Source organism: Actinomycetota bacterium (assembly GCA_036280995.1).
GTDB lineage: Bacteria > Actinomycetota > CALGFH01 > CALGFH01 > CALGFH01 > CALGFH01.
In genome coordinates this window covers 1-5,855 of sequence record DASUPQ010000718.1, presented here as the reverse complement: position 1 = coordinate 5,855, position 5,855 = coordinate 1, and the positions used below count along the sequence as shown (strand labels likewise).

At 73.9% G+C, this 5,855-nt stretch carries 8 protein-coding genes; 4 read left to right on the top strand and 4 right to left on the bottom strand.

What is annotated here, in order from left to right:
- Positions 1-514, top strand: a 514-nt coding sequence (locus tag VF468_24150; protein ID HEX5881380.1) for a hypothetical protein, incomplete at its 5' end; no start/stop codon positions are given.
- On the opposite strand, the gene VF468_24145 is transcribed toward VF468_24150, so the two are convergent.
- Positions 498-719 carry a hypothetical protein gene (locus tag VF468_24145; GenBank protein ID HEX5881379.1) on the bottom strand — a complete coding sequence of 74 codons (222 nt, stop codon included), beginning with the start codon at positions 717-719 and terminating at the stop codon, positions 498-500. The two genes, VF468_24150 and VF468_24145, sit on opposite strands and share 17 nt — an antisense overlap.
- Before the next feature lie 48 nt (positions 720-767).
- On the opposite strand from VF468_24145, the gene VF468_24140 reads away from it, so the two are divergent.
- The 3 genes from VF468_24140 to fdxA are packed head-to-tail and all read left to right on the top strand — an operon-like array spanning position 768 to position 3,636.
- Complete coding sequence (locus VF468_24140) at positions 768-2,357, top strand: M2 family metallopeptidase (GenBank protein HEX5881378.1); 1,590 nt, start codon at positions 768-770, stop codon at positions 2,355-2,357.
- Positions 2,358-2,389: 32 nt separating this feature from the next.
- Complete coding sequence (locus VF468_24135) at positions 2,390-3,310, top strand: DMT family transporter (GenBank protein ID HEX5881377.1); 921 nt, start codon at positions 2,390-2,392, stop codon at positions 3,308-3,310.
- Entirely contained in the window at positions 3,307-3,636 is a 330-nt protein-coding gene (fdxA, locus tag VF468_24130; protein HEX5881376.1) for a ferredoxin, read from the top strand. Before VF468_24135 ends, fdxA begins: the two co-directional genes overlap by 4 nt.
- A 70-nt stretch (positions 3,637-3,706) precedes the next feature.
- Here fdxA and VF468_24125 read toward each other — a convergent pair whose 3' ends face one another.
- The 3 genes from VF468_24125 to VF468_24115 all read right to left on the bottom strand — a co-directional run.
- Positions 3,707-4,189: a hypothetical protein gene (locus tag VF468_24125; protein HEX5881375.1), complete on the bottom strand. Its 483-nt coding sequence runs from the start codon at positions 4,187-4,189 to the stop codon at positions 3,707-3,709.
- Positions 4,189-4,701: a hypothetical protein gene (locus tag VF468_24120; GenBank protein ID HEX5881374.1), complete on the bottom strand. Its 513-nt coding sequence runs from the start codon at positions 4,699-4,701 to the stop codon at positions 4,189-4,191. The genes VF468_24125 and VF468_24120 overlap by 1 nt, the downstream gene beginning before the upstream one ends.
- 109 nt (positions 4,702-4,810) lie before the next feature.
- Positions 4,811-5,855: Coenzyme F420 hydrogenase/dehydrogenase, beta subunit C-terminal domain (locus tag VF468_24115; GenBank protein ID HEX5881373.1), on the bottom strand; the 1,045-nt coding region annotated here is incomplete at its 5' end.

The following is a 5,855-nucleotide window of genomic DNA, read 5'->3' as shown; positions in this document are numbered from 1 at the left end:
GACCTGCCCCTCAACGTCGAGGGGGCGGCGTTCCGCGGCGACGGTTCGCTGGTGCTCGGCCTGCGCTTCCCCACCGCCGCCGACGGGCGGCCGCTCCTGGTCGAGCTGGACGGCATCCAGCGGCTGTTCGAGCCCGGGCGGCGGGATCCCGGAGGTCCGCGGCTTCTGGGTGCTGGACGCGGTCGGCCGCGACGGGACCATGGCCGGGGTGCGCGACCTGACCCTCCACGACGGCGAGCTGCACGTGGTCACCGGCAACATCGACGCCCGCGAGAAGGGCAGCGTGCTGCTGGAGGACTACCCCGAGGGGGCCCACACCATGGCCACCCACTGGCGCTGCGCGCTCCCCGGCGACCGCCGCGCCGGCCACCTGGTCCCCGAGCGGGTCCGCGAGTTCCCCGACCTTTCGGCCATCGAGGGCATCGCCGTCGACGCCCAGGACCGCATCTTCTACGTCAGCGACGAGGACGAGGGCGTGATCGTCAGGCACACCCACCTCATCGCGGCGGGATGACCTTGGCCGCCAGGGCGCGGTCGCGGGGGATCTCGACCAGCTCGCCGCGGCGGTTGCGGACCGCGAACCGCCGCTCGTCGGCGGCCTCCAGGGGACCGACCACGTCGGCCACCTCGTCGCCGCCGGGCGCGGGACGGCGCCAGCGGACCACCACCCGCTGGCCGACGTCCTCCGGCCCGATCCGGACCACGTACCGGTAGCGCATCCCACTACAGTAGGGGCGACCGACCGTCCAGCGCCCGGAGCCCGTGCCATGCCCCCCGACCCCGACGCCGTCCTGCGGCGGCTCACCGACCGCCTGGCCCCGCTGGAGCGCGACCTCCACCGCGCCTTCTGGGCGGCCTCGACCGACGCCCGGCCCGAGACCTCGGCGACCCGGCAGCGGGCCGAGGAGGCCTGGCTGGCCGCCCTCGGTGACCCGGAGCTGTTCGCCGAGGTCCAGGGCGCCCTGGCCGCCGCCGGGGCGGCCGGGACCGGCCCGTATGCCCGCCGCGCCCTGGAGCAGGCCAACCTCGACCTGCTGGCCAACCAGATCCCCGAGGGCGACCGGGCCGAGCTGGTGACCCTGCAGGCCAAGGTGGAGCACGCCTTCTCGACCGTCCGCGGCCGGGTCGGCGGCCGGGAGCTGGCCAACAACGAGCTCGAGCGGATCCTGGCCGACTCGACCGACCCGGCCGAGCGGCGCGCCGCCTGGGAGGCCGGCAAGCAGGTCGGCGCCGCCGTCGCCGACGACGTCCTCGCCCTGGTCGAGCTGCGCAACCGGGTGGCCCGCGAGCGCGGCTACCGCGACTGGTTCGCCTTCGCCCTGGCCGCCGGCGACATCGACGAGGTTTGGCTGGAGCGGATGCTGGACGAGGTCGAGGCGGCCACCCGCGAGCCGTTCCTGGCCGCCAAGGCCGCGCTCGACGCCCGCCAGAGCGCCCGCTTCGGGGTCGTCGTCGAGGACCTGTACCCATGGCACTACGGCGACCTGTTCTTCCAGCGCTACGACGGCGAGGGCGAGGCCGACCTGGGCCCGCTGCTGGAGGGGACCGACACGGTCAAGCTCGCCGTGACGACCTACGACAGCATGGGCCTTGAGACCCGCCACCTGCTGGAGCGGTCCGACCTCCACCCCCGCCCGGGCAAGGACCAGCACGCCTTCTGCCTGGACGTCGACCGGGCCGGCGACATCCGGGTCCTGGCCAACCTGGCCCCCGGCGAGGAGTGGCTGGACGTGCTGCTGCACGAGGTCGGCCACGCCGTCTACGACGACCACATCGACCGGTCGCTGCCCTGGGTCCTCCGCCGCCCGCCCCAGCCGCTGGTCACCGAGGCCGTGGCCCTGATGCTGGGTCGGCTCCGGCGCGACCCCGAGTTCCTCTCCGGGGTGCTGGGCGCCGACCGGGCCGCCGCCGAGGCCCTGACCGGGCCCAGCCGCGAGGTGCTCCGCACCGGCCAGCTGGTGTTCGCCCGCTGGTGCCTGGTCGTGGTCCGGTTCGAGCAGGCCATGTACGCCGACCCGGGCCGCGACCTGGCCGGCGCCTGGTGGGAGCTGGTCTCCTCACTCCAGGGCCTGCGCCGCCCCTCCGGCCGCACCGCCCCCGACTGGGCCAGCAAGATCCACCTGGCCGTCGCCCCCGTCTACTACCAGAGCTACCTGCTCGGCGAGCTGCTCGCCTCCCAGCTCGACCAGGCCGTGCGCGACCAGGCGGGCGGCTTCGTCGGCCGCCCGGAGGCGGGTGCGTTCCTGGCCGAGCGGGTGTTCGCCCCTGGCGCCACCCAGCCCTGGCGCGACCTGGTCGCCTCGGCCACCGGCCGGCCCCTCGGCCCGGCGGCGTTCCTGTCCGGCCTGGCCGCGTGACCCCGAGGGGTCCGGGGCCGACGCTGGACCGGGTGGGGCTGGGGCTGTGCGTGCTGTCGGCGGCCGCCTTCGGCAGCCTGGCCATCTTCGGCAAGCAGGCGTACGCGGGCGGGCTCGGGGTCGTCGGGGTCCTGGCCATCCGCTTCGCCCTGGCCGCCCCGCTGCTGGTCGGCCTGGCCCTGGCCGCCCGGCGGAGCCTGCGCCTGGGACGGCCGGCGGCCGTGGCGCTGCTCGCCCTCGGCGGGATCGGCTACGCCATCCAGGCGACGCTGTTCTTCAACGCCCTGGCCCGCATCCCGGCCGGCATGGCCGCCCTGCTCCTGTACCTGTACCCGGCGCTGGTCACCGCCGGGGCGGTCGCCCTTGGCCGCTCACGCCTGGACCGGGCCACGGCGGCCGGGCTGGCCCTCAGCCTGGCCGGCATCCTGCTCGTCCTCGGCCTGCCCGGCGAGCCGCTGGACGCCGTCGGGGTCGCCCTCGGCCTGGCCTCGGCCTGCTGGTACACCTGCTACATCCTGGTGGGGGAGTACCTGCTGCGCGGCGTGGACCCGCTGGCGGCCAGCGCCTACGTCAGCTCGGGGGCGGCCTGCTCGTTCCTGGCCGCCGCCGTCGTGGTCGGGGGGCGCGGCCTGGTCGGGGCGGCGCCGTCCGCGTACGCCGCCGGGGCGGCCATGGCCGTGGTCGGCACCGCCCTGGCCATCGCCGCCTTCCTGGCCGGCATGGCCAGGGTCGGGTCGGCCTGGGCGTCGATCGCCTCGTCGTTCGAGCCGGTGTTCACCGTGGCGCTCGGCGTGGCCGTGCTCGGCGATCGGCTCGGTCCGGGCAAGGTGGTCGGCGGGCTGGCCGTCGTGGCCGGGGCCGTGCTGCTGCCGCTGCTCGGCGGGGCCAGGGAGGCGGTAGGATCGACCCTGCACCCGGAGCAAACGCCCACGAGGGGGTCCACCCGAAGATGACCTACGTCATCACCGAGCCCTGCATTGACGTCAAGGACAAGTCCTGCATCGAGGAGTGTCCGGTCGACTGCATCTACGAGGGCGACCGCATGCTCTATATCCACCCTGACGAGTGCGTGGACTGCGGCGCCTGCGAGCCCGTCTGCCCGGTGGAGGCCATCTTCTACGAGGACGACGTGCCCGCCCAGTGGAAGGACTTCACCGCGACCAACGCGGCCTTCTTCACCGAGGGCGACGAGCCCCTCGGCTCGCCCGGCGGGTTCGCCAAGATCGGCCCGCAGGTGCGCGACACCGAGTTCGTGGCCAACTACACGCCGACCGAATAGGACGACACAAAGACAGGGCCCCGGAGCAGTGTCGCGCTCCGGGGCCCCTTTGCCGGCTGGGCCGTTGTCGCTAGTGGACCGGGGTGTAGGCCCGGCGCGAGCCGCGGAGCAGGAGCCCGCCGGCCACCAGCAGCACCAGGCCCGTGCCGAGCAGCAGCGGCGTGTGCGACCCGGTGAAGGCCAGGGTGTCCTCCGGCTTGCAGGGGGCGACGAAGCGGGTGTGGGCGGCGACCACCAGCACGTCGCCGTTCTTCTTCCACACGGTCGACTCGAGCGCCGGGTGGTTGCCCAGGTCCATGCGGAGCTTCTTGACGAAGGCGCCGTTCGCGTCGGTGTCGACGTAGAACTGGTCGGTGGTTGGCTGGCCGGTCTTGACGTCGACCACGCCCACTCGGACCTCGTCGTTGGCCGGCAGGTCCTTGCCGGTCACGATCAGTTCGTCGCACTTGACGCATGAGAGCACGAGGGTCTCGGCGGCGCTGGCGGCGGGAACCGTCAGGGCCAGGAGCCCGGCCAGCACCAGCAGGAGCTTGGCGAGCGACTTCCTCTGCATCAGGGCGATGCCTCCTCTCGGCAGGCCTGGTTGGCTACGGTGTAGTCCCTGAGGTTCAGGGCCAGGCGGTTGTCACGTTCGTTGCGGGTGAGGGCGGAGATGATCTCGTCGGCCAGCTCGGCCGCCTCCAGGCACTGCTCGGGCACGCTGACCACGGTCCGGGTCACCACCGTGGTCTCGGGCGCGGCCGTGGGAGCGGTCGTCGTCTGGGGTGCCGCCGCCGGCGGCTCCGGCTCGCCGCCGCCCTTGGGCAGGATCCAGCCGAAGGCGGTGCCGGCGATGAACAGCAGCGCCAGGGCGGCCGCCCACCACCACCGGGGACGGCCCTGGAGGCCGAGGGGGAGCGGGCCGGAGGGGGCCGGCGGCTGGGTGGACAGCCGCGGCGCATCCTGCTCGTCGGGGTCCACCGGCTCGAACAGGGAGCCCATGCGGGCGCCCATCTCGGCGAAGCTGCGGCGGATCTCCTCGAGCTCGCGCTGCTGGCGTAGCTGCTCGTCGCGGTCGGTGGCCATCTCCCTCCCCCCAAGGCGTGGACCGACCCGAGATCAACCGGTCAGGACCGTATGCCTTGCGAGCGGGAAGGTTACAACGTCTGTGCCGTATCCCTGCAAATCGGCAGACCTACGTGGTTCTTGCGCTTCCTCCGCTTGTCTGCACAACCGGGAGCATCCGCGGGGCGGACCGGTCGCCGGTCGGGCCCTCTGGCCAGCGCTCCCGGGAGCGGACGGCCAGCTTGGCCATGAGGGCCAGGGCCGCCGGGTCCTCCTCGCCCGGCCGGACGGTGATGACCCCGTCCGCGGTGGCCTCGCGCATCCAGTCCTCGCCGCGCTGGGTGCGGACCACGGCCAGGGTCCAGCCGTCGCGCTGGCCGATGCCGCCGGTGGCCACGTCGGCGTGCTCGGCCGCGAAGTCGGGGCAGAGCTTGCAGCCCTCGCGGGTGGCCTGCTGCATCCGCTTGAGGGGGATCTCGACCTGCTCGCCGGTCGAGCGCCGCCACAGCTGGAACCGGCCCTTGATGTTGACCTTGGCGATGTCGTCCAGCGGGACCCCATAGTCCTGGGTGATCACCTGGCGCATGCCGTCGTAGGCGAACGACTTGGAGCACAGCAGCCCGAGGGTGATCTCGATCCGGCGCGCGTACTTGTTGACCCGGCGCGCCTGGAGGGTGCCGTTGATCGAGGCCTGGCAGCTCATCCCGACCAGGGCCAGGCGCTTGAGCCCGCGCCGTTCGGCCTCGGCCATGGCCAGGGGGTTGGCGGCGTAGGTGTAGCGGGAGCCGGCCGCCTCCAGCACCTCGTCGCGGTTGGTGGCCAGGAACGGCTCGCCGTCCCAGCGCCTGACCGACGACAGCCGCGAGGTGAGGGCGCCCTCGATCCGGCCCGTCTCCAGCCCCCACAGCAGCAGGGCCGAGACCAGCCCGCCGTCCTGGCCGGCCTCTAGCACGGCCGGGTCGGTGGCCCGGGCCAGGAACACCCGACGCTGGATGCCGGTGACCTCGTCGACCTCCCTGGCCCGCCCGAACAGGGCCTGGTCGCACTCGACCTCCCAGTCCCGGAAGCGCGGGCAGGCCCGGGTGCAGATGTCGCAGCCGCGCTGGCCGTGCACGCAGTCGTCGGCCGCGGTCGACAGCTCGACGTTGAACGGGTGGTAGGTCTCGGCGTGGTCG